Raw genomic sequence first — 23,884 nt, forward strand, 5'->3', positions numbered from 1 at the left:
AGCTTCCCGATTCATCGCACATCTGTAGTTGTCCGCGTTTGCTCTGACCTTGAGGCGCGCTAGTCTTCGGCCGGGCAAAGCGGGCAAGCAAGCCGGCTTCTGTTGCAAGCAGGAAACTGCGGGAAGCTGATTTCGCCGCTGTTCTGATCGCAGCTATCTTGCCGGCTGCCGGTCTCTACAACGGCTCCATGACGATCTGATTCGGGTATGGGAGAACGCGATGAACACAGAGGTCACCAGGCTCGGAGCCTACTCCGAGGTTGGCAAGCTGCGCATGGTCATGGTTTCGTCGCCCGGGCTTGCCCACCAACGCTTGACGCCTAGCAACTGCGACGAGCTGTTGTTCGACGATGTCATCTGGGTGAACCAGGCGAAGCGCGACCACTTCGATTTCGTCACCAAGATGCGCGATCGCGGCGTGGAAGTGCTGGACGTGCACAACCTCCTCGCGCAGACGATGGACAATCCCGATGCGCGTAAATGGGTGCTGGATCGAAGGATCTCCGACGACAGCGTCGGCGTGGGTCTGAGTAACGAAGTGCGTGCATGGATGAATGAACTCGAGTCGCGCAAGCTTGCGGAGTTTCTGATCGGAGGCGTGTCGCTCGAGGACATTCCGGGCAGCAATGCGCCCGTTCTAAATCTGTTTCGCGAGTATCTGGATTACTCCAGCTTCCTGCTTGCGCCGTTGCCGAACATGGTGTTCACGCGCGACACCACCTGCTGGATCTACGGCGGCGTGACGCTCAATCCGATGTATTGGCCGGCGCGGCGGCAGGAGACGCTGCTCGCAGCAGCGATCTACAAGTTTCATCCGACGTTTGCCAATGCCAACTTCGAGATCTGGTACGGCGATCCTGACACGGACCACGGCGCATCGTCGCTCGAAGGCGGTGACGTGATGCCGATCGGCAAGGGCGTCGTGCTGATCGGCATGGGCGAACGCACGACGCGCCAGGCAATCGGACAGGTTGCGAGATCGCTGTTCGAGAAAGGCGCGGCCGAACAGGTGCTCGTTGCGGGCATGCCGAAATCACGGGCCGCGATGCACCTCGACACGGTGTTCAGCTTTTGCGACCGCGATCTCGTGACGATTTTCCCGGAAGTGGTCAGACAGATCGTCACGTTCACGATCAGGCCCGACGATAAAACCGCGTATGGGATGAGCATCCGGCGCGAAGGCAAGCCGTTTGTGCAGGCTGTCGGCGATGCGCTGGGCCTGAAGGAGCTGCGCGTCGTCGAAACGGGCGGCAACCGCTTTGCGGCGGAGCGGGAGCAATGGGACGACGGCAACAACATGGTGTGTGTCGAGCCCGGCGTCGTCATCGGCTATGACCGTAACACGTTCACGAACACGCTTCTGCGCAAAGCCGGGATCGAAGTGATCACGATCACCGCCAGCGAGCTTGGGCGCGGACGCGGTGGCGGGCATTGCATGACGTGCCCAATCTCGCGCGATGCGGTCGATTACTGAGCGCCCCCAAATCTCGAGAGATATTTGCGCTGCGCGCAAAAAACGCGCAGCCGCCCTATAGATGGAGAAAACTCATGGCTTTCAATCTGCAAAACCGTAGTCTTCTCAGCCTGATGCATCATACCGGCCGCGAACTGCGCTATCTGCTGGATCTGTCACGCGATCTCAAGCGTGCCAAGTATGCGGGCACGGAGCAGCAGCATTTGCGCCGCAAGAACATTGCGCTGATCTTCGAGAAGACCTCGACGCGCACGCGCTGCGCGTTCGAAGTCGCCGCGCACGACCAGGGCGCGCACGTCACCTATATCGACCCGAGCTCGTCCCAGATCGGGCACAAGGAGAGCATGAAGGATACGGCGCGCGTGCTGGGCCGTATGTTCGACGCGATCGAATACCGGGGATACAGTCAGGAAGTGGTGGAAGAACTCGCGCGTTACGCAGCCGTGCCTATCTTCAACGGCTTGACTGACGAATACCACCCCACCCAGATGCTGGCCGACGTGCTGACGATGCGGGAATACGCGGACAAACCGCTGCAGGACATCAGCTACGCCTATCTCGGCGACGCGCGCAACAACATGGGGAATTCGCTGTTGCTGATCGGCGCGAAGCTGGGCATGGACGTGCGCATTGCAGCGCCGAAGTCGTTGTGGCCGAACGAGGCGCATATTGCGGCGTGCCAGCAATTTGCCAAAGAGAGCGGGGCGCGCATCACGCTCACCGAGGATCCGAAAGAAGCGGTGAAGATGGTCGACTTCATTCACACCGATGTGTGGGTGTCGATGGGCGAGCCGGTCGAAACATGGGACGAAAGAATCAAGGTGTTGTTGCCGTACCAGGTGAATCGCGCGCTGATCGATGCGACGGGCAACCCGCGAACCCGCTTCATGCACTGTCTGCCCGCGTTCCATAACAGCGAGACCAAGGTCGGTCAGCAGATCTCGGCACGCTATCCGGATCTGGCGAACGGCATCGAGGTGACGGAAGACGTGTTCGAGTCGGATTACAACATCGCCTTCGAACAGGCCGAGAACCGGATGCACACGATCAAGGCCATTCTCGTCGCGACGCTGGCTGATATCTGAGCGTATCGGCTTGCCCCGTGTTCGTCGCCGTGCGGCGCATCCGTGCCGCACGCGACGCGTCTTGCAGGAGGGTCACATCATGCGCCTCGTCATTGCATTAGGCGGCAATGCGCTATTGCAGCGCGGTCAGCCGATGACGGATAGCCAGCAGCGCGAGAACGTCAAGCTTGCCGCCACGCAGATCGCGAGCGTGGCGAGCGGCAACGAACTGGTGATCGCGCACGGCAACGGTCCCCAGGTCGGCTTGCTGGCGCTGCAAAGCGCGGCCTACAAGGAAGTCGCGCCGTATCCGCTCGACGTGCTCGGCGCGCAGACGGAGGGCATGATCGGCTACATGATCGAACAGGAACTGGGCAATCTTCTGCCGTTCGAAGTCCCGTTTGCGACTATCCTGACCCAGGTCGAAGTGGATCTCGCGGACCCCGCATTCCAGCATCCGAGCAAGCCGATCGGCCCGGTCTATTCGAAGGAAGAGGCGCAGCGGCTGGCGCAGGAAAAGGGCTGGAGCATCGCGGAGGACGGCGACAAGTATCGGCGCGTCGTCGCGAGCCCGCGGCCGCGGCGGATCTTCGAAATGCGTCCGGTGAAGTGGCTGCTCGAGAAAGGGACGATCGTGATCTGCGCGGGCGGCGGCGGCATTCCGACGTGCTACGACGAGCATCACAAGCTGCACGGCGTGGAGGCGGTGATCGACAAGGATCTGTGTTCCGCATTGCTTGCGCAGGAACTCGAGGCGGACCTGCTCGTGATCGTAACCGACGTGAACGCGGCCTACGTCGACTGGGGGAAGCCGACGCAAAAAGCGATTGCCGACGCGCATCCCGACGAGCTCGAAAAGCTGGGCTTTGCGTCGGGGTCGATGGGGCCCAAGGTGCAGGCGGCCATCGAATTCGCGCGCAAGACCGGCAAGGACGCGGTGATCGGCGCGCTTGCCGATATCGTCGCGATCACGCAAGGCGCGGCGGGCACGAGGATCAGCGTGCGCAAGCCAGGCATCGGGTTTTATCCGTCCGCGTAGCGTAGGGCCGTGCAGTGCAAGGCGGCACGCTCGCTGTGAGAGCACCGGCAGGCGCAGCGTGAAAGCGCCGCCAATGCGCTCGCGCTACGGCGCGTGGTCGGCGCCGGACTGCGACGCTGCGGGCGACACGAAGGCTTTGCCGGACGTGCCGAGCTGCCCCGCCGACGAAGCGTCGCTCCCGTCGTGCGGCACTATGGTCTGAAACAGAACATGGTCCCGCTCGGGGTCAGGCATCGCGATGATCGCGTGCAAGGCCACTCGCGTCGCCCAGCACACATCCAACGGCGTCGCCTGCGACGGATGGGACGAATAGAACGCGAATCGGTCGACGTCCGCCTGGTCGCCCTGGAGTTCCGTGATCACCGCACGCGTGAACTGACGCTCCGCGGCGGCATACTGCTGCGGGGTCGGCTCGGTTATCGGCGCATGCGACGCTTCGCTGACCAGAACCTGATGGAGCAGACTGAAATACTGCTCGACGTCGGATTCCGACATCTCGCGCAGCGAAACGCGAGTCATCACCGCACGCATGTCCAGCAGACCAAAACAGTTGACGGGGACCTGTTCGTCGAGGAGTTTCGTCAGCAGCTGCACGTACCTGAAGCGATCCGCTGGCGCAAGGCGCGCGAGTCCGCTCGCCATGAGCTCCTCGCGCGCAGCCGGATCGAGAAAGATCTGTGCGACGCGCTGCGCGCCACCTGGGATGCCGACCGCGATGAGCGGGTCCTGGCGGATCTTCTCCACCCACGCGACGACGATGCGGGCCTTGTTCGAGTCCGGGTCGATGCCATAGCTGGAAAAGACGCTCCCCAGGTCGCCTGGTCCGGCGTCGGCCGATGCCGCCGCGGTGGCATCGGCTGGCAGCGCAAGGGAGTCCAGATCACGGTGTATCGCGGCACTGGCCAACGTCGTGGCCGCGAGCGTCACGATCAGCGTAGCGAGACAAGAGGCGGAACGTTTCATGTCGCTTCCCGGTACTGAAGCGCAATACGCGTTGGTTAGCCCGTTGAACGTTGGGATGGAAAAGTTTATCGCCTCGCCGGAATGTGGAGACGCACAGTTTGTTTTAGGCCGGATCGGCGGACCTTGGCTGGCTGCGGCCGTCAGCGGGCGGCCGGACCAGCGCTTTGCCCATCTTCAAGGCTGCGGCTGCACCTTCGCCCAGCCCGGCCCGGGATCGAACGACGGCATCGCGTTCACCTTGGCCGCGCTATCGGGGCCAAGGTCGCGCTCGTAGACCTGGCCCGCGTGACTCACCATGAAGGTCTTGATGCCGGTGTCCCCGTACCGCACTGGCCATGCAACGACGGCAAAGCCGCCAAACAGCTTGCCGTGCGCGAGATAGTCGTAAGCGCCGCCTGGCGCGTGCGAGCCCTGCGAGGTGAGCAGCTTGTAGTGATAGCCGTGGTATCCGGTGTCTTTGTTGCTGCGCGCGGTCGCCCTGATGAAGGCGGCCCCGAGCGGACTGGGCGGCGCATCCGCTTGCGTCGGCCAGTACAGGCCGTCCTGTTTCCCCGGCGAACTCACCAGCTTCGACGCATACGATAGCAGGCCGTCGCCGTCATGGTCGGTGAGCGCGTATTCACGCTGCGCGTCGTAGACCGCGAGCATCGTCTGAATGACGGCGAGCTCGTTGCGGCCGATGCGCCGCAGCCGCATTTCCTCGGCGCCCGCCCGCATATCGAAACGCCATCCCTGGGCGTTCTTCACGAGCGGAATCGGGAAGGTCCAGCCGTCGTCGCCGACTGCGATCTGCGCATGGTGGTCGTCGATCTGTTTGATCTCGTGCGACTTGCCCCATTCATCGAGGAAGCGGGCGCGTATTTCGGCGTCGGCGGGCGGAATCAGGTCGCGAAAGTGCTGGCCGAAAATGGCTTGCAGCGTGGCCTCTTCGTTGTGGGTGACGGCCTCGCCAAATGCACTCATCGCGGCATCGGGAGAACTGAAGTCCTTCTCGGCGTGAGCCGCGGGCAGCGCGCCGAGACACAGCGCGCACGCCACGGCGGCAGTGCGCAACGCGCCTGCCAACGCGCCCGAGCGAAATCGTAACGGTGCTGTCATGTTCTGATCTCCCTAGCGTCTTCCACCGCGTCCGCCGCCGCCCGCCCGCATGCCGCCGCCGCCGCTCGGCCGGTTGAAGCCCGAGCTCTGCATGCTGGAGCGTCCGCGGTCGGCACTGCGTTGGGTCGCGCCGCCCGCGCCCACGCCCTGAAATGCGCTGTCGCGGCCGCCACCGACACCACCGGCGCCGCGTCCGCCGCCGGCACCGCCGACACCGCCAACACCACCGGCACCACCGGCACCACCGGCACCACCGGCACCACCGGCACCACCGGCACCACCGGCACCACCGACACCACCGGCGCCGCGTCCGCCGCCGGCACCGCCGACACCACCGGCACCACCGACGCCACCGACGCCACGTCCGCCGCCGGCACCACCGGCACCGCCAACACCACCGGCGCCGCGTCCGCCGCCGCGGTCGCCGGCAACCGACCTGTCCGCCGTCCCTGCGCGATTGCCCGCGCCCGCCCGGTCGGCGGTGTTGGCGCGCCCGCCGCCCGCCGTGTCGCGGCCGCGGAAATCGTTACGCCCCTCCGCACCGCCGACGTTGCGCGAATACTTTTCGCGGGTCGCGTTGTCGCGATAGGCGACGCCCTGGCGATGGCTCCCGTCGTGCTGCCAGCGGCCTCCTTCGACCTTGGTGCGGTCGAAGTTCCGATCGATGTTCGCGGCCTTGTTGACGTTGACATTGACGTCGCCGCCGCCCCAGTTGCAATTGCCGAAGATCGCACCGGCGGCAGCGAGCCCGACGCCCCAGGCGAACCCCGTCATCAGCGCGCCGCCAGGATAATAGGCCGGCGGGGGCGGCCAGTAGGTTGGCGGATAGGCCGGATAGCTCCACGCACCGTATACGACGGTCGGGTTATAGGCGGGCACGTAGATCACCTGCGGGTTGGCGGGCTCGATTTTCACGATGCTCTGCCCGCCGGCGGGCGCCGGTTCGACGATCACGTTCTGCTGCTCGTTCGACTTGAGGTTGCCCGAATCCTTGGCGCGAGCGCGCAAGCGCTGCACGGCGGCGAGCACGTCTTTTTCCTGCGCGAGGAACGCGTCGCCGAGCTTCTGGGTCCAGTCGAGCTTGTCGCTCATCGGCTCGAGAATTTGCGGGAAGGCCACCATCGATTTCACGCTGACATCCCATGTCTGGTTTTCGACGGCCTTCACGGCGGCGTCGCCCGTGACCTTCGGATTGGCCTTGACCCAGCGTGCCGCATGCACGATCTCGAGCGGATAGGTCGCCGCCATCAGCACTTGCGACAGCACGGAGTCGGGGTAGAGGGCGATCGGCGCGACCAGCGCCTCGATTTCTTCCGGCTTGAATGGCTCGCGCGGCTGCGCCGGCTGGGTTTGAGCACGCGCAACGCCCGCCCCCAGGGTCAGCGCGACAAGCATCCACAGGCATAGCACTGTGGCCCATCGGTGATTCCACAGGGACATGGCTGCTCCTTCAGACTGGTTGACAGGTATCCGAACTAATCAGGCCCGCTGCAAATGACGGCGAATTGCAGAATCCTATGCGTGAGTGTGCGATCTCTACCCAATATGATGTTAGAACATCCAACGGGTCTTGTGACGCAAATACGCAGTCCATTTACCACTTTCGAAACGGGTGCGATGCAAGCGAAAACGATGCTGACGCGGCGTGGTGCGAGGCACGCAATGACGTCGGCGCGCGCCACGCGATAGTTAGCGCACTTCAGCGCAGCCGAGCTTGTCGCGAGCGTCGTGGAGTCTGCTAGAACATGCTCCGCCGGCTAGGATCGCGCAACGGATCCGGAGACTTCTGGGTTTGTCGCACGATGCCCTGATCGTCAAAGTAAAAGTTGAAAATCATGTAGAAGACATTGCTTTCCTGATAGCGGTATGACCACACCTCCCGTTTCATCAACGGGAAATAGGATTTCTCGAATGGACGGCCAAAGTTGACGAGCACGTCGTCATGCGTCCACTTGCCGACCTCGGCGCGATAAAACTCGTTTTCCTGCAGCACTTGCCGGGCACTCACCACCTTGCCGGATGCATCGATGTCGGCCGCTGTCGTCGTGGTGCCCATCGGCTGTGTCGGCCACATCAGCCGCTTGCCGCCATTCGGCAGATCGTAGATTTCCTTCGGCGGTCCCATGCGTGCGATCAACGCCGCCTGATCCGAACCGACTTCGATCTGCTGATACGGTTGCGCGCAGCCCGTGAAGGCCAATACCGCGATGCAGATCACTAACCTTGCAGCCCGGCTATCCATGATCGTTCTCCCACAAAGACGCGGTGTCCGAGGCCGTCTGTCCGGGATACTGCGCAGACGACTTGCGTCAACGGCAACGGCCGGCCTGTGTGATGCCTGAATGAGTTATAGACCTTATTGATCGAGCGGACAGGCTGCCGTTATGTGCGCGATCATCCATCACCGAACTGCGCGTCGCAGTGCGAAATCATTTGCACAAATCGCGCGAGCACAACATTCACATCCTGGTTCTTAGGCATTGATCGGGACGGCCGCTCATGATGAATGGGATGCAACGCTGGCCGTCAAACAAGCGCGTTCAGCGTCCCATTCGTCGGTCGTAGCCGCGCGAGATGCGATCGAGCAATGTGGGATCGCGGGCGTTGGGCGAATTGAACTGCACGACGACACTGCCATCGGCTTGCTGGCGCACACTCGCCGTGACGGTGCTGCCGTTTAGTCCACCGACGACGGTGCCGCTGGCTGGATCCTGAACGGTAATCGCCAGACCTTCGTCGCTAATTGCGCCCGCCGCGGCCGAGAAGGACCGGTCGAAGCTGGCCGGTGTGGTGACGACGGTTCCGGCAGGCACCGCGTAATACGGGCATCCGGTCAATGGCAGCAACAACGCGCAGACACTGACGAGTACGAGCCGCTTGAAGATCACATCCTCGCGTTTCACTGACCCGGCTCGAATGACGTAGCCCCTGGGCGCGTGAGATTGACGCTTACTCGATGGAGTCATCGCTGTTCCCCTCGATTGAATACGACGCCCGGCAATGCATACATTCTTGTCCCGGCATGCGGCCTCCAGTAAATCGCGGCGATCCTGTCCTTTGCGGTGTTGCGCGCGCAAGCATTACGCAGCAAGTCATGCAATGCGCGGCGAGCAGAGCGGCGGCCGGCGCGTGCAGTACGATCGCCGCATTCGATCATGCAGCAAGCGTACGGCGCGGTTTTCACGACTGGCGCCCACTACTCAATACTTGATATCGCGCGCCGTCTGACGCCCTTGCTGCTTGGTCTGCCGCTTATCCTGCCGGCATTGCGAATTGCTTTTCTGGTCTGTCGCGCGGCATTCCTGCTTGGTGTTTCGTGAACCCTGCCGTGTCTCCTGGCGGACGTCACGCCCAGCACGGCGTTGTTGCGCCTGCTCAGTGGCCCACGACTGCGTCGACATGGTGGCCAGAAACATCGCGGCTACCACGGTGATGAACCGGCGGTTCCATGCTGGCATGATGTGATCTCCGATGGACGATGTCGCGTAACCTGCATCCAGTCAAAACAATACTGACAGCGATCGAATCCGCGCCTGCCGTCGATCGCACCATGAAGGCATTGCATCGCGTGCGGGGTGAGGGGTTCCGCAAAGTTCTCTCGTTCCCGTGGCTCGCTTCAGTTTCGGACAACCTTGTCGGGGTCGCCGGTCGTATCGGCGATCTGCGGCTCGCCGCCCTGCGGGGCCGAGGCGTCCGGCAGGCCGACCCACGCCAGCAGCAAGTGGTACGTCACCGCGAGCACCACCGGACCGATGAAGAGTCCCGCCACGCCGATCGACAGCACGCCGCCGAGCACCCCGGCGAGGATCAGCACCATCGGCAGCGCGACCGCTCGCCGGATCAGAATCGGGCGCAGGATGTTGTCGAGCATGCTCACGCCGATCGCCCACGCCAGCAGCAACAGCGCAGCCACGTTCGAGTCACGTGAATACAGCCACGCGACACAGCCGAGCAGCGGCAACAGCGGGCCAATCTGTACCAGGCACGTGAGCACCAGCAGTGCGCTCAGCACGCCGGCGAACGGAATGCCCGCCACCCATACGCCCGCTGCGGCAAGCGAAGCCTGCACGACCGCCGTGACCACGATGCCGAGCGCAATCGCGCGAATCGCCAGACCGATGAGGCGAATGATGTCGGCGCCGTAGTGCGGCGAAATCCGCTGGGCGACCCGGATGACGAGTTGCGCGGCGGTTTCTCCCTTCGCGTACAGCAGGCCGCAGACGATGATCATCAGCAGCAGATGCAGGACGAACACGCCGAGCAGGCTGACATGCGCGAGCAGCCAGCGTGCGCCGTCGACCATGTACGGCTGGATTCGCGCGAGCGCGCCGCCGGGACCGGCATCCGACAGGGTTTGCCATTCGTGCGCGATGCGCTCGCCGATCACGGGAATCGCGCCGAGCCAGCGCGGCGGCGACGGCAGCGCGTAGGTCGGCAAGCCTTTCACGAACGCCATGATTTCGGCGGCATGGTCCGCGAGTGTCGAGACTGCGCCATAGACGGGAATCACAATCGCGACGAGCTGCACCAGCAGCATCACGCAGACCGCCGCTCCGCGGTGTCCGCCCAGCGCGCGCTGCAGCCGGATGAACGCAGGCCATGTCGCGACGACGATCATGATGCTCCAGATCAGCGCGGGCGCGAACGGCAGGAGGACATACAGACTGCCGCCGCCCAGCAGCAACATCGCGCCGATCCCAAGCACGGCGCGCGGCAGATCCGGCAGCGGGCGCGCGCCGCCGTTGGTTGGCTGGCCGGTTGCCGGGGCAGGTGCAACGTCGTTCATGGCCTGACGAACTCCTGTGGCGCCGCAAGCGCCGGAGTGATGCTGAAAGACCGCCGGCGCGGGACATCCCGCCCCGGCATGCGCCGCGCTACGACCGGCGCTGACACGCAAGCACGCCACGCCCGGAGGCGGGCGCGAGGCGGCGCACACGCCGCATGTCCAGCTTACCAGCGCGACCGATCACGACTATCGGACCTTGGTCCTACCGAAGCGCGCAGCGCACAGGCGAGCATTCGTGCGGCGCTTCGAGCAACGCAGCGTGCCTGGGCACAGCCTCAGCCGTTCAGTAATCGAGCGGATCGCGGATCAGCGGACAGGTCATGCAATGGCCGCCACCACGGCCGCGCCCCAACTCGCTCGCCGCGATCGTGATGACTTCCACGCCGGCCTTGCGCATCAGGGTATTGGTGTAGGTGTTGCGGTCGTAGCCGATCACCACGCCGGGCTCGATGCACACGACGTTGTTGCCGTCGTCCCATTGCTCGCGCGCAGCGGCGAAACGGTTGCCGCCGGTCTCCACGACACGCAGCCTCGCCAGGCCGAGCGCGCCGGCCACGACATCCATGAAAGGTTTGTCCTCGTGGCGCATGCTGAACTTCGACTCGCTGGCGTCGTCCGGTCGTAACGAAAAGGCGACGATTTCCTTCACGACTTCCGGATAGATCGTGACGAGGTCGCGGTCGCAGAACGTGAACACCGTATCGAGGTGCATCGCCGCGCGCGATTTGGGCATGCCCGCGACGATGATCTGCTCGACGGCGCCTTTCGAGAACAGCGCCTGGGCGAGTTCACCGATGGCCTGGCGGCTCGTGCGCTCGCCCATGCCCACGAGCAGTACGCTTTTGCCGACCGGCATCACGTCGCCGCCCTCGAGCGTCGACAAGCCGTGATCGACGTCGGGGTCACCATACCAGGTCTCGAACTTCGCATTGGCGAAGTCCGGATGGAAGCGGTAGATCGCGGCGGCGAGCAGCGTTTCCTGACGGCGCGCCGGCCAGTACAGTGGATTGAGCGTGACGCCGCCATAGATCCAGCACGTGGTATCGCGCGTGAACACGCTGTTCGGAAGGGGCGGCACCACGAAGCTGGCGTACCCGAGGTATTCGCGGAACAGCTTCAGCGTATTGCTGTGCCCGGAATCCGGAATATCTTCGACGGTCACGCCGCCGATCAGGAACTCGGCGAGCCGCCTCGGCTCGAGACTGTCGAGCCAGCTTCGCACCTCGCCGGCGAGACCCGCGCCGGTCGTGTTCGAGCGGATCTTTCTGTCGAGAATCCACTTGCGCGCTTGCGGGTGATGGACGGTCTCGGTGAGCAGATTGTGCATCTCGACGATTTCAACGCCGCGTTCGCGCATTTTCGTCACGAAGTCGAAGTGATCGCGCCGCGCCTGACTGACCCAGACCACGTCGTCGAACAGCAGTTCGTCGCAGTTGCCGGGCGTCAGACGCTGGTGCGCGAGTCCCGGCGAACACACCATCACGCGGCGCAGCTTGCCGGCCTCGGAGTGGACCCCGAGCTTGAATGTCTCAGTACTCATCACGCTTCTCCTGAGATCAGTGGGCGAGAGAGCGCTTCCAGAGTCCGGCGGCCGCAAGCCACGCTCAGTTCGCGACACAGATCAGGACAGCTTTCCCGAGGTCCGTGCAAGCGGGTTTTCCCGCCATCGCACGCACAGGTTTTTCCCGGAGACTCAAGACCATTCAAACGGGTAGTCGCCCTGACTTCCGGTAACAGAAAATCACACCATGCGGTCGAAGGCAATTGGCCTAAGGTCCTATATCCGCAAGGCGCTCGATCACGAAGCGGCGCGATCGCCCGCGCCGGGCCAATAGGACCAAAGTCCAATAACGGGGGCAGGTATTCTGTGTTTTTCTTGAGCCATGCTCAGGGCATCGTGCCGGCCATGCCGACCCGGCACGGCCGGGACCGGATACCGATCTTCACGGCTGTGTTTCGACCTCGCCATGACGGGCAGAGCCCGTTGCACCGACCACGTGAGTTCTTATGAGCGATCCGGATTCTTCGTCGCCCGTTGCGGAACCGGGCCGGCTTGCGCGCCGCACGACGGCCGTCCGGCAGACCGGCTGGAGCCGATGGCTGCCGGGACTTCGCACGTTGCGCGATTACCGCATCGCATGGTTGCGGCACGACATCGTCGCCGGCCTGGTGCTGACCACGATGCTGGTGCCCGTGGGCATCGCCTATGCGGTGGCGTCGGGCGTGCCTGGCATTTACGGGCTGTACGCGTCCATCGTGCCGCTGCTCGCTTACGCATTGGTCGGACCCAGCCGGATCTTGGTGCTGGGCCCGGATTCGTCGCTGGCCGCTGTCATCCTCGCGGTCGTCCTGCCGCTTTCCGGCGGCGACCCGCATCGCGCGATCGCCGTGGCGGCCATGATGGCGGTCGTGTCGGGGACGGTGTGCATTGCGGCCGGCGTGGCACGCCTCGGCTTCATCACCGAACTGCTTTCCAAACCGATCCGCTACGGCTACATGAACGGCATCGCGCTGGCGGTATTGGGCAGCCAGTTGCCCAAGCTTTTCGGCCTGTCGATCAAGGCCAGCGGACCGCTGGCAAACGTCTGGGCCACCGCCACGGCGGTGTTGGCCGGCAAGGCGAACTGGATCACGTTCATGATCGGCGCAGGCACCCTGGCCGTGATTCTGCTGCTCAAGGGTTACAAGCGCTTGCCCGGCATCCTGATCGCCGTGGCAGGCGCGACTGTCGTCGTCGGGTTGCTGGACCTTGCGGCACGCGCCGGGGTGTCGGTCCTCGGCAGGCTTCCGCAAGGTCTGCCCGCGTTCGCCATTCCCTGGATCACCACCGCCGATATCGTTCCCGTCCTGATAGGCGGATGCGCGGTCGCTCTCGTTTCGTTCGCCGACACCAGCGTGCTTTCGCGAGTCTATGCGGCCCGCACCAGGACCGATGTCGACCCGAACCAGGAGATGATCGGGCTCGGCGCCGCCAACCTTGCCGCCGGATTCTTTCAGGGCTTTCCGATCAGCAGCAGTTCGTCGCGTACCCCCGTGGCCGAAGCGGCGGGCGCCAGAACGCAACTGACCGGGGTCGTCGGCGCGCTGGCTGTTGCGCTGCTGCTGATGGTGGCGCCGGACCTCCTGCGCAATCTGCCCAACAGCGCACTGGCCGCGGTCGTGATCGCCTCGGCCATCGGACTGATCGAGATCACCGACCTGCGACGCATCTCTCGCATCCAGCGCTGGGAATTCTGGCTATCGATCGTCTGTACGGTCGGCGTGGCCGCGCTGGGCGCGATCGAGGGCATCGGCCTCGCCATCGTGATTGCCCTCATCGAATTCCTGTGGGATGCCTGGCGACCCTACTCGGCGGTTCTGGGCCGCGCGGACGGCGTCAAGGGCTACCATGACATCACGCGCTATCCGGACGCGCGCCTGATCCCCGGGCTGGTCCTGTTCCGCTGGGACGCTCCGCTGTTCTTCGCCAACGCCGAAGTGTTCCACGAGCGGGTGCTGGATGCGGTCGATACATCGCCTACGCCGGTGAGCTGGCTGATCGTCGCGGCGGAACCCGTCACCAGTGTGGACGTGACGTCCGCCGACATGCTGGCCGAACTGGACGACACGCTGCACGCGGCAGGCATCCAGTTGTGCGTGGCCGAGATGAAAGATCCCGTCAAGGACAAGCTCAAGCGCTTCGGGCTGTTCGCGCGGCTGGGCGAGGAGGCGTTCTTTCCGACCATGGGTGCCGCCGTCAGCAGCTATCTCGCGGTCCATCGGGTGGACTGGCAGGACTGGGAGGACAGGAGCCGCTGAGCGCCGCGAGGAACCGCGAAAACACGGATCGGAAGCAGCACCAGACGCAGCGGCAGGCTGTAGTTGCGCCGCACGGCAGCGCGCGTTTGCCGCGGGTTGAACGGATGTCATGGTCGCTCCCGTTCACGCGGATTGCTTCCTTGTCCATGCGGCTTTGCTCGTCTACAGTCGTCGTGAGCGGCCGCTTTTTGCGCCGCAACGAGCGCAATCCTGATTTGCATCAAAGTGCTCCAAACCGGACAGGGCGACTCTGACGTGCAGATGGCTCGCACGACGCACGATCGGACCGGCATGAGGCGTCGTTCACCGATGGGGACAATCATGGCGGATCTGTATGTGAGCAACGTCGACGCGGACGTGCCCGATGAAGATATCAAGGCGTTTCTGGTCAAGTACGGTTTTCCGCCGTTCGACAGCATCCAGCGCGTCCCGGGTGACGGGTTCCGGCCCGCGGTGGTGCTGACGTTCGACGGTGTCGAGCCCGAGTTGCTGCGCCGTCTGCAGCCCCGCGTGCACGACATGTTCTGGCACAACCGGAAGATTACGGTGCAGGTCATGACCGGCCGGTCCGAGGAATGATTTGGCGGAGGGGCATATGGGCATCCTTGACTGGCTGATCAATCGCGGTGAAGACCGGGCCGAGCAGGAGGAAAGCGAGCGGGTCACAGAAGCGATCGAACGCATCCTCGCGATCAATCCGCGCCTGGGGCTGGCGCGGCGCTACCGCGAGCGTCTTACCGAGGCGGTGACGGTATCGGTCCGATACGAAGACGCTCTGGTCGCATCGTTGCCGGCGCCGCACGAGGCGAGCGCGGCGGCCTGGTCGTCCGATCCGTGCATCCGGGCTTTCTTCGCGACGCCCGACGACATGCCGCGCATTTTCAGCCGATCGAGAGAGCTGCGCGCGCATTTCGACCGCTATCCCGAGACGGTCGAAGCGTATGCGGTGTTGGGGATGACGCTGACCGAGCGCCATGTGCTGGGCGTCGCGCTCGAAGGCGATTCGATACGCAACGATGTCGCGCAGACCACGCTGTGCTTCAGCGACCATCGCACGAGGATTTGCGGGCGCACGGAGGTCGAGCTGCGTCAGGAAATCGGACGGCTGCTGGTCGATCAGCTGGCGCTGGAAGGGCTGGAGATGCTGGCAACCGATCGCCGTAATCTGGTGGCGCAGGGGCGCGAACTGCTGCGTGAACGGCTGGCCTTGCTGCAGAGTCAGGGCGCCGGCGTGAGCTCGATGGTGGGGCACGAGCCGCAAGACGATGCCGAGGAACTAGCCCGCGTGCAGGCAAGGATCGAGGAAAACGCAAACGATCTCGCGGCCCTCAGGGTGCCGACGAATTTGATCGAACTTGAATTCGAGCGTGTCTGTGAGGTGCTGTCCGATCCGTCCACCCACCTTTACATCACGAAGAAGCGGGTACGCATCGATCTGATGAACGTGGTGCAGGAGACAGTCACGCAAGCCGGCCACGAGATCGAATTCGACATCGCGCGCCTGCCCGGCAATCCGCCGCAAATGCGTGCATTTGCACTGGTGCGCTATCGCCGCGACGGCTTGCTGCCGGACGGACTGCATATCGACGCGGCCATGCGGGCGCTGTAGCCCGGTGCGGTGTGAAGGTTCGAGGTTTTTGCCTACCGCCTGGGCACACGGTCTTTCTATTGTTCAGGAGCCAGGTATCGCAAGGCTTGCTCCATTGCCGGATCGTTTTGCATTGTTCGGGATACCCGCCACGGTCGCGAGCTGGACACGACATGGCGGGTGGGCCGGTATTCACGTCATGCGGCCGTAGCGCTCAGCGGAACAGGCGGCTCGCGAGTTCGGCAACGTGCTTGCCCTGGTAATGTGCGATGTCCAGTTCGTTGCGCGAGGGCTGCCGGCTTCCGTCGGTGCCGGCGAGGGTGGTCGCACCGTATGGCGTGCCGCCGGTGATCTCGGCCATGTTGGTGAGTCCCGCGCATGCGTACGGCACACCTACGATCACCATGCCTTGATGCAGAAGCGTGCTGTGAAACGACGTGATCGTGGTTTCCTGGCCACCGTGCTGGGTTCCCGTCGACGCGAATACGCTGCCGATCTTTCCGACCAGTGCGCCGCTCATCCACAGGCCGCCGGTCTGGTCAAGGAAGGTACGCATCTGGCCAGCCATGTTGCCGAATCGCGTGGGCGTGCCAAAGATGATGGCATCATAATCGGCAAGCTCAGCCGGGGTGGCAACCGGAGCCGCCTGATTCAGCTTCACGCCAATCGTCCGGGCCTGCTCCTCGGCAATCGTTTCGGGCACCCGTTTGAGCGTCACCCCGGTGCCGGGTACCGAGCGTGCGCCTTCGGCCACAGCGTTGGCCATCGTTTCGATATGGCCATACATCGAGTAATACAACACCAGTACCTTTGCCATGTTTTCCTCCTGCTGGGTTGGGCCTCGCATGCCGGCCGCCGCGCGCGCGACGGCGGCGGCGGCCGGCGCGGGCTGCTACTTTTTCGCTGCCGGCTCCACGGAAATGGCGAGCGCTTCGGTGTACACCGCCTCCACCTGATCCCCCTTTTTGATGTTGGCGAACTGCTCGGGGTTTGCCACATGCAGGTCTACCGTGTTGCCCTTGGGACCTTTCAGCGTGACCATCCTGCTTTTGGGGTGGACCTCGACGACGTCGGCGACGATCGTCAATTGCCGGCCGATGGCCCCGCCGGGCTTGCTTCCCTCGGGGGTGCGCTCCATTGAGGGCTTCTCTTCGACCGAGGTCGCGGCGCCGCCGTTTTTCTTCAGGCTCAGGGTCAGCGATTCCCGGTAAACGACCGTGACGACGTCACCCACCTTGAGCTGGTCGAAGTTGCGCGCTTCATCCCCGACCTCCACTTCGACGATCTTGTGGTTGCTGGTTTTCAGCACGACGGTTCTCGTCGCGGGATCGATGCTCTCCACCGTGGCCGTCACCTTGGTGGTGCCCTTGATGGTGGCCTGGCCCGGCGCTTTGTGCATTTCCACATGGGGTTGCGTCTGTGCCCATGCGGCTGGTGTGATGGCTGCGAGGGCGGCGATGACCAGCAATTTTCCGTTCTTCATTGAGCTCTCCTTTGAAACGATGAAGCTTCCCCGGTAGCTGGTCTGGACCTATGCAGAACCCGCTATGCCGTGCATCGCTGCGTGAAGCGCAGGAGCATCGACGATTCCGGACCGGCGGGCTTCAGGGCCCGCCCGTGGACTGATCGGATTACGCGTGACATCGGGCCGGTATCAGCCGGTGTCTGGCGCATTCTTTCGCTGTCTGATCCTGTGTTCCTCCCTGTGCGTGTGCCCGCTAACGTGAGGTCTGCGTGCCGGACGGTGCGGTCGTGCCAGAACCGGCAACGCCCAGCCACTCGTCGATCACATCGGCCACCGACACGCGTCGCCCGAAATAGCCGACCTGTTCTTCCAGCCCCTCGGCGCGCAGGATGTCCCGCACGCCCGCATGCGCGTTCACCAGCCGCAGGCGCGTGCCGGCTGCGCGCAGCTCCGAGTGCAGCGTCGCCAGCATGCGCGCGCCCGCGAGGTCGACCAACGGCGAGGTGGACAGATCGCATACCACGAGCCTGAGCGGCGCCGCGGCGCCGCGGATTCGTCTCCAGACCGTGGTACGCACATGGTCGGCGTTGAAGTACAGCAGCGACGCCTCGACGCGGAACATCAACGCGCCCGGCACAGGCTCGTTGTCGGGATGGCGTTCGAGGTCCGAGTAACGGCGTGCGCCGGGAATGCGTCCAAGGATCGCGACGTGCGGGTGGGCAGCACGGCTGATGAGCAGCAGCATCGACACCAGCACCGCGCAGAGCACGCCCTTCAGGATGCCCAGCAGCAGCACGGCAGCAAAGGCCACCATCGCGACGAGGAATTCATAACGGCTGACTCGCCACACGTGGCGCAGCTCACGAATGTCGATCAGGCCTTGCACCGCGACCAGCACGATCGCGGCGAGCACCACGTTGGGCAGATTGGTGAGAAGACCCGTGAGGAACATCAGGCAGAGACCAATCGTGATCGACGCGAACACCAGCGAGAGCGGTGTCTTCGCGCCAGCCTTGTGGTTGACGGAAGACTGCGAGAGTCCGCCCGCTACGGGGTAACCCTGAAAGAAGCCGGCAGCCAGATTGGCCGCGCCGAGGCCGAGCAGCTCCTGGCGCGGATCGATTTCATAGCCGTCCGCCTGCGCAATGGCGCGCGCGGCGGACACGCTTTCCACATAGCACAGCAGGATGCACGCGAATGCCAGCGGAATCACGCCGTCCACGTCGCTCACCCGCAAACCTGGCGGATGGAACGCGGGCAAGCCCTGCGGCAATACGCCGACGACCTTGAAGCCCATCGATGCGAGCGGCGTGACCGACAGCAGAATGATCGACATCGCGACCACCAGCAGCGCGACCGGCCGCCCCGGCAGAAGCTTTTCTCCGAGCAGCAGGAGGGCGAGGGCAATGAGGCCGAACGCGAGCACCGCGAAATTCGTCGCGGGGAGCTGGCCAGCCAGCACCGCGATGCGCTCGAAAAACTGTTCGCCGCCGCCCGGCACGCCGAACAGCTTGGGCAACTGGGTCAGCGCGATCGTGAGCGCCGCGCCGGCCTTGAAGCCGAGCAGGATCGTTTCGCTGATGAAGTTGACGAGCGAACTCAGCCGCAGAATCCACGCCACCACGCACATGCCGCCGACGAGCATCGCCGTCAGCGCCGCTATGGAGGCGAACCGCGCCGGGTCGCCGCCGGCCATGTCCGCGACCGTCACGCCGACGAGCATCGAAATCGCCGATGTCGGGCCGATCGCGAGTTGCCGCGAAGATCCGAACAGCGCGTAGAAGAGGCCGCCCACCAGATAACAGTAGATGCCGTATTGCGGGGGCAGCCCGGCGAGCGTAGCGTAAGCGAGCGACACCGGAATGCCATAGGCCGCGAGGGTCACGCCGGCAATCGAGTCGCGCGTCAGCCACTTCGCCTGATAGGCGGGCAGCCACTGCGCGGGAGGAAACACGGCGCGCCACCCGGCAACAGGCGCCGGGTTGATGGTTTCGCCTGGCGGGCGAGGTGCGTCGGTCATTAGGGGCGTCTCCTTTCGTGGCGCCGGGGTCGAGGCGGGATCGGCGGGCCGACATCGCAGTCCGGACACGCGCAGTCCGGACACGGACGCCTGACGCCGACGATCCGCCGACGATCGTATGCCGCTCATCCAGCGTAGCCCTTGCGAGGGGCGGCGGACATCGGACTTTGGTCCTGGTTCCTCGTGGGTCCCGCTGCCTCGTCTGGCGGATAAGACCATGGTCCGATTGTGTTCGCCGGACCCGCAACGCAATCATGGAAGCAGGACTGTGACGGTTTGCTCCGCGCAGCGCGGGGCGCGCGCGAGCGCTTTACAGCAGGCAGGTTATGGGCAGGTCGCACAGGCCGCTGACGATCGCTGACCGACGTCGGGCGTTCAGCGTGACGGTGAAGCCGTCAGCGCCGACGGCATGCGTCAACTGCAGGGCATGCAGGTCGCCATGTTGAATGGCACGAGGCGCACAGGCACACGCGCGCAATGCGATGCCGTCATCGCGCGCACAATCGAGGAGTTGCTGTGAACACATACAGGAAACGCTACATTAGCGCGGTCATCGTCGGCGGAGTGCTGGTCGGCTCCGCCGTGCACGCGAGGCCGGTCGCCTATCCCGCCAAAGGGCAAAGCCAGCAACAGCAGCAGCAGGACGACGGCGCATGCCATGCGTGGGCCAAAAGCAACACGGGCATCGATCCAGCGACGGTGGCCGCGAACCAGCCGCCGCCGCCTTCGGGACCGGCGGTGGGCGGCGGTGAACGCCTCAGGGGCGCGGCGCGTGGCGCGGCCGGCGGCGCGGCGATCGGTGCAATCGCGGGCGATGCGGGCAAGGGTGCCGCGGTCGGCGCGGTAGGCGGCACGATGGTTGGCGGGGCGCGGGCGCGCAACAATCGGCAGGCCGCAGCGGCTAACAGCCAGGCGCAGACCCAGGGGGCAATGGATACTTTTTATCGCGCCTGGGGCGCCTGCATGCAGGGGCGCGGTTACACGGTCAACTAAGCGTTGAGCGCACGCCGCGGTGAGCCGGCGTGCGCGTGATCGCGTGATCCAACGCGGCGCTCGACCGCGCCGCTCAATCGTGATGCACGGCCTGATGTCACCGCAGGCCAGCAGCGCCTGCATGCAGCGCTGGGGCGCAGCATGCGTCGCAAGTTCGGGCGGCGTCGCGACGCATGGGGGCAACGTGATCGTCCCGAGCGACGATCCGGGCGACCCGCATCCCGTTCTCGCACTGTGCTCTGAAGCGCCTCGCGACGGGCTTCATGGTCGCGTCACGCAATGCTGGCCTGAACGCGGCGGCTGCGAAGGGAGCAACTATTTACGTTTCAGCAGTTGCCATTTCCCTTTGCCTGCCCGGCAGTATTGAGGATGCAGGTCGAGCGACTGGCCCTTGGCGCGCAGCGTCACGGCCAGGTGGCGGCAGGTCCGCTGGTCTTGTGTGGTGGTCTGAGTGGGTGTCAGGTCCGCATCGATCGCCACGCCGTTGCCGAGACCGTGATTGTTCCATGCAGCGGTTTCGCCGTCCGCCTTCGACTCAAGCGCGCTATCGATGGCGCGGTTCAGGGAGTCCATATCCGGCTGTTTCATGTAGGCGAGGGGCGTGTTGTTGAGAAAGCCCAGATTCGACGTGCCGGCGACGGCGTTCATATTGAGCAGCGCGCCAGCCAAAGCGAGGCCGGCAAACTGCGTGGCACGCAGCGGCGTGCGGATCTTCAGTGGCATTTTCCGTTCCTCCTCGACGCGCAGGCACGATGTGCAACACACACGTCTTCAATTTGCTCAGGATGACGATAGATTGCCGGAATTCATGGCGACGCCCGGCGCTGCGCGCGAACGACAGATGATCCGCGTGGCGTTCGCCTTCGGGACGAAGCAGGCTTTCACCGCAACCAATCCGGCTTTTCCCTTACATCATGTCACCCGGCAGGCGCGCGGGAATCGGACCTTGGGCCTATCCAAAGTATTTCGACGCAGGCGGGCGTGCATTCCCGGCGTCGTCGTGCGTCATCAGGCGCGGATTTTGGCGTGCTGTAAGACCAAAGTCCGATTCCACCCATGCGGCGCCATGACATCATGTAATCGGGCGGAAACCGGAAGTCCCCGGTAACGTGACCGCCCGGCGTGTTCCGCATGGCCGCGGCTGTACCCATCCGCAGTTACAACGCCGCCGGTTGCCCGAAGCAGACATGGCAGGCGGTGCGAACTTGCGCCACGCAGCAGATGAACCGTGAAGCGCGTCTTACTGGAAGTCGCGACGAGGCACGTTGCGCCCGACTGTCAGGCTATTGGCTGGAACCGGATCGAAGGACGAAGTGGTCAGAACCACGCACCGGGGATTCGCCTCGGAACCACAATGGAGGTCAATAATGAACAGACGGAACTTTGTGCTGAAGACCGCGGTGGCCACGGCCGTTGCGACTATGGCCCTTGCGGGCTGCACGACGACGCCGGGCAGCGGCAAGAGCCCTGAAACCGATGCCTCGAAGCGCCAGGCGATCGACGCGAGTGTCGATGGCACGTTGTCCCGGCTCTTCTCGACGGTACAAGGCTCACGCGAACTCGCAGCGAAGGCCCAGGGCGTCCTGGTGTTCCCGGACGTGAAGAAGGCGGCCTTCATCGTTGGCGCCGAGTATGGCGAAGGCGCATTGCGTGTCGGCGGCAAGACGGTCGGCTACTACAGCACGGCGGCGGCGTCGTTTGGATTCCAGGCCGGGGCTCAATCCACCGCCGTCATTTTCATGTTCATGACGCAGGAGGCGCTCGCCAAGTTCCAGAGCGCGTCTGGCTGGTCGGCCGGCGGCGACGTGGCGGTGTCGGTCGTGAAAGTGGGCGCGAACGGTGCGATCGATACGTCATCGGCTTCGTCGCAGGTGGTGGCCCTCGTACTCACCAATACCGGTCTGATGGCGGACGCTTCGGTGAATGGAGCGAAGGTGACCAGGCTCAATCTGTGAACCGGTCGGGCGGCTTGCCTCGCTGCGCCAGGATTGCCTGAGCGGTCATAACGGTCGCCGCTTTTCCCGGATCGCGCGTCGCGGAGCCGATCGACACGGAACCGACGATAGTCACGGCCATGATCAGGCCGAACAGGATTTCAGAGACCCGATCGACGGGGTCGAGCAAAGGCACGCGCTTTTCCGGTTTCATGAAGACTCCTTACCGTATCGGCTCTTATTGCAGGCCCGGCTATCCGCGACGAGTTGCCCGAGCGCAACGGTATCGATTCACTCGTCCGGTTGAGGTTCGCGCGCATGCGATCGAGGTTCCGGATGCATTGGATCAGGCTGGCTGCGCGGCACCATCAGCCTAAAGTCCTATTGCCCGCCGCCCACCCGGCGACGATAGTCAGCAGGGTATAAGACCCGGCTGCGACCGGAAGGCACGGAGGCGAAATCATGTCAAAAATGGCCGATGACGGGAAGACGGGTGCGAAGCGCGCAGACAAGCTCGACAACAAGACCTATCTGAAGGAACTGGCGCGGCTGCATGCCGAACTGGTCAAGCTTCAGGAGTGGGTGGTGAAGAGCGGCGCGAAGGTGTGCGTGCTGTTCGAAGGGCGTGACGGCGCAGGCAAGGGCGGCACGATCAAGGCGATCACCGAACGTGTCAGTCCGCGCATCTTCCGGGTCGTCGCGCTGCCGGCGCCGACCGATCGGGAAAAGAGCCAGATGTACATTCAGCGCTATTTGCCGCATCTGCCCGCGGCGGGCGAGATCATGCTGTTCGACCGCAGCTGGTACAACCGCGCAGGGGTGGAGCGCGTGATGGGCTTCTGCACGGAGGAACAGGTTCAGGAGTTTCTGCGGGTCGTCCCGCTCGTCGAACGCGCGATCATCCATTCAGGCGTGATCCTGCTCAAGTACTGGCTGGAGGTGAGCGCCGAAGAACAGACGCGGCGGCTCGAAGCGCGGATCCACGACGAGCGCAAGATATGGAAGCTCTCGCCGATGGACATCGGATCCTATCGCCGCTGGTACGACTATTCGCGCGCGCGCGATGACATGTTGGCGGCGACGGATACCGAATACGCACCATGGAATGTGGTGGTGTCGAACGACAAGAAGCGCGCACGCCTGAACCTGATCAGTCATCTGCTGAGCCAGATTCCCTACGAAGCCGTGCCACGCGAGAAGATCACGTTGCCGGCGCGACAGAAAGCGCACGGGTATGAGAATCCGGACTACCCGTACAAGTACGTGCCCGACAAATTCTGAGCGCGGCTGGCTGCGCGTACGCGAGTCAAAAAAAGCGGACTGTTTCGCTTTGCGCCTGACTTTCGAGTGCGCGGTGTACGCATTTGCCGCGTGTCGACGACACATTCGTCTTTGAAGTACTCCGTGGCTTCCCGCAATTTCGGCCAGCAGGCCGTCTCTTTTCGCCAGGTGGGCACACGTCGGCCGGAAGATTCCACACTCAAAACGCGACGCGACGCTCGTCGTCGACGACTTCAATCCGCGTGTTGATATCCGCATCGCATATCCACGCTGGCGCTAATAAAATCTCATCACTCGCCGTGCAGGCGAGGTTATTAAGCGCCCCGAAAAAACCTGCAGATCTCTCGTCTTTTTTTTGACCTGACAGCGCTGGCATGGCCG

At 64.0% G+C, this 23,884-nt stretch carries 23 protein-coding genes; 9 read left to right on the forward strand and 14 right to left on the reverse strand.

Going from position 1 to position 23,884, the window contains the following annotated elements; translation table 11 throughout:
* Window positions 1-220 precede the first annotated feature (220 nt).
* The 3 genes from arcA (HV744_RS26450) (at window position 221) to arcC (ending at window position 3,577) form a co-directional block, all read left to right on the forward strand.
* Window positions 221-1,474 (forward strand): arginine deiminase, encoded by a 1,254-nt coding sequence (arcA, locus tag HV744_RS26450; protein ID WP_175152323.1) that lies wholly within the window; start codon window positions 221-223, stop codon window positions 1,472-1,474.
* A gap of 74 nt (window positions 1,475-1,548) precedes the next feature.
* The gene (locus HV744_RS26455; protein WP_175152324.1) at window positions 1,549-2,559 is read left to right on the forward strand and encodes an ornithine carbamoyltransferase; all 1,011 of its coding nucleotides are present in this window, start codon (window positions 1,549-1,551) and stop codon (window positions 2,557-2,559) included.
* 79 nt (window positions 2,560-2,638) lie between these two features.
* On the forward strand, window positions 2,639-3,577 hold the full coding sequence (gene arcC / locus HV744_RS26460; protein WP_175152325.1) for a carbamate kinase: 939 nt from the start codon (window positions 2,639-2,641) through the stop codon (window positions 3,575-3,577).
* A gap of 84 nt (window positions 3,578-3,661) precedes the next feature.
* Here the strand turns inward: arcC and HV744_RS26465 are convergent, their stop codons facing one another.
* The 8 genes from HV744_RS26465 to arcA (HV744_RS26500) form a co-directional block, all read right to left on the reverse strand.
* Complete coding sequence (locus HV744_RS26465) at window positions 3,662-4,504, reverse strand: hypothetical protein (protein WP_246279205.1); 843 nt, start codon at window positions 4,502-4,504, stop codon at window positions 3,662-3,664.
* A 210-nt stretch (window positions 4,505-4,714) separates the two neighbouring features.
* Complete coding sequence (locus tag HV744_RS26470) at window positions 4,715-5,638, reverse strand: DUF2950 domain-containing protein (protein WP_175152327.1); 924 nt, start codon at window positions 5,636-5,638, stop codon at window positions 4,715-4,717.
* A 12-nt stretch (window positions 5,639-5,650) separates the two neighbouring features.
* Window positions 5,651-7,078 (reverse strand): DUF3300 domain-containing protein, encoded by a 1,428-nt coding sequence (locus HV744_RS26475; RefSeq protein WP_175152328.1) that lies wholly within the window; start codon window positions 7,076-7,078, stop codon window positions 5,651-5,653.
* A gap of 298 nt (window positions 7,079-7,376) precedes the next feature.
* Complete coding sequence (locus HV744_RS26480) at window positions 7,377-7,880, reverse strand: hypothetical protein (protein ID WP_175152329.1); 504 nt, start codon at window positions 7,878-7,880, stop codon at window positions 7,377-7,379.
* A gap of 298 nt (window positions 7,881-8,178) precedes the next feature.
* A complete protein-coding gene (locus HV744_RS26485; RefSeq protein WP_246279206.1) occupies window positions 8,179-8,541 on the reverse strand; it encodes a hypothetical protein in 363 nt (120 codons plus the stop codon).
* 297 nt (window positions 8,542-8,838) lie between these two features.
* A complete protein-coding gene (locus tag HV744_RS26490) occupies window positions 8,839-9,096 on the reverse strand; it encodes a hypothetical protein (RefSeq protein WP_175152330.1) in 258 nt (85 codons plus the stop codon).
* 158 nt (window positions 9,097-9,254) lie between these two features.
* The gene (locus HV744_RS26495) at window positions 9,255-10,424 is read right to left on the reverse strand and encodes an AI-2E family transporter (RefSeq protein ID WP_175152331.1); all 1,170 of its coding nucleotides are present in this window, start codon (window positions 10,422-10,424) and stop codon (window positions 9,255-9,257) included.
* 283 nt (window positions 10,425-10,707) lie between these two features.
* A complete protein-coding gene (arcA, locus tag HV744_RS26500) occupies window positions 10,708-11,964 on the reverse strand; it encodes an arginine deiminase (protein ID WP_175152332.1) in 1,257 nt (418 codons plus the stop codon).
* 467 nt (window positions 11,965-12,431) lie between these two features.
* On the opposite strand from arcA (HV744_RS26500), the gene HV744_RS26505 reads away from it, so the two are divergent.
* The 3 genes from HV744_RS26505 (at window position 12,432) to HV744_RS26515 (ending at window position 15,831) form a co-directional block, all read left to right on the forward strand.
* Complete coding sequence (locus tag HV744_RS26505) at window positions 12,432-14,222, forward strand: SulP family inorganic anion transporter (protein ID WP_175152333.1); 1,791 nt, start codon at window positions 12,432-12,434, stop codon at window positions 14,220-14,222.
* Between the two features lie 321 nt (window positions 14,223-14,543).
* On the forward strand, window positions 14,544-14,801 hold the full coding sequence (locus tag HV744_RS26510) for an RNA-binding protein (RefSeq protein ID WP_175152334.1): 258 nt from the start codon (window positions 14,544-14,546) through the stop codon (window positions 14,799-14,801).
* A 16-nt stretch (window positions 14,802-14,817) separates the two neighbouring features.
* Complete coding sequence (locus HV744_RS26515) at window positions 14,818-15,831, forward strand: hypothetical protein (protein ID WP_175152335.1); 1,014 nt, start codon at window positions 14,818-14,820, stop codon at window positions 15,829-15,831.
* Window positions 15,832-16,024: 193 nt separating this feature from the next.
* On the opposite strand, the gene wrbA is transcribed toward HV744_RS26515, so the two are convergent.
* From wrbA to HV744_RS26530, 3 genes are all read right to left on the reverse strand, one after another.
* A complete protein-coding gene (gene wrbA, locus HV744_RS26520; protein WP_175152336.1) occupies window positions 16,025-16,627 on the reverse strand; it encodes an NAD(P)H:quinone oxidoreductase in 603 nt (200 codons plus the stop codon).
* 75 nt (window positions 16,628-16,702) lie between these two features.
* Window positions 16,703-17,293: a hypothetical protein gene (locus tag HV744_RS26525; RefSeq protein WP_175152337.1), complete on the reverse strand. Its 591-nt coding sequence runs from the start codon at window positions 17,291-17,293 to the stop codon at window positions 16,703-16,705.
* Between the two features lie 235 nt (window positions 17,294-17,528).
* Window positions 17,529-19,295 (reverse strand): SulP family inorganic anion transporter, encoded by a 1,767-nt coding sequence (locus tag HV744_RS26530; protein ID WP_175152338.1) that lies wholly within the window; start codon window positions 19,293-19,295, stop codon window positions 17,529-17,531.
* 516 nt (window positions 19,296-19,811) lie between these two features.
* On the opposite strand from HV744_RS26530, the gene HV744_RS26540 reads away from it, so the two are divergent.
* The gene (locus tag HV744_RS26540; protein ID WP_175152340.1) at window positions 19,812-20,288 is read left to right on the forward strand and encodes a glycine zipper domain-containing protein; all 477 of its coding nucleotides are present in this window, start codon (window positions 19,812-19,814) and stop codon (window positions 20,286-20,288) included.
* A gap of 315 nt (window positions 20,289-20,603) precedes the next feature.
* Here the strand turns inward: HV744_RS26540 and HV744_RS26545 are convergent, their stop codons facing one another.
* Entirely contained in the window at window positions 20,604-21,011 is a 408-nt protein-coding gene (locus HV744_RS26545) for an RT0821/Lpp0805 family surface protein (protein ID WP_175152341.1), read from the reverse strand.
* 644 nt (window positions 21,012-21,655) lie between these two features.
* On the opposite strand from HV744_RS26545, the gene HV744_RS26550 reads away from it, so the two are divergent.
* The gene (locus tag HV744_RS26550) at window positions 21,656-22,243 is read left to right on the forward strand and encodes a BPSL1445 family SYLF domain-containing lipoprotein (RefSeq protein ID WP_175152342.1); all 588 of its coding nucleotides are present in this window, start codon (window positions 21,656-21,658) and stop codon (window positions 22,241-22,243) included.
* Here HV744_RS26550 and HV744_RS26555 read toward each other — a convergent pair.
* On the reverse strand, window positions 22,233-22,436 hold the full coding sequence (locus tag HV744_RS26555; RefSeq protein ID WP_175152343.1) for a hypothetical protein: 204 nt from the start codon (window positions 22,434-22,436) through the stop codon (window positions 22,233-22,235). The genes HV744_RS26550 and HV744_RS26555 overlap by 11 nt on opposite strands.
* 248 nt (window positions 22,437-22,684) lie before the next feature.
* Between HV744_RS26555 and ppk2 the strand changes: the two genes are divergently transcribed.
* Window positions 22,685-23,503, forward strand: a complete 819-nt coding sequence (ppk2, locus tag HV744_RS26560) for a polyphosphate kinase 2 (protein ID WP_175152344.1) — start codon at window positions 22,685-22,687, stop codon at window positions 23,501-23,503.
* A 199-nt stretch (window positions 23,504-23,702) separates the two neighbouring features.
* Here ppk2 and HV744_RS26565 read toward each other — a convergent pair whose 3' ends face one another.
* Window positions 23,703-23,879, reverse strand: a complete 177-nt coding sequence (locus tag HV744_RS26565; protein WP_175152345.1) for a hypothetical protein — start codon at window positions 23,877-23,879, stop codon at window positions 23,703-23,705.
* Window positions 23,880-23,884 lie beyond the last annotated feature (5 nt).

Origin of the sequence: Paraburkholderia ultramafica, from assembly GCF_902859915.1 — a bacterium.
GTDB classification, from domain to species: Bacteria; Pseudomonadota; Gammaproteobacteria; order Burkholderiales; family Burkholderiaceae; genus Paraburkholderia; species Paraburkholderia ultramafica.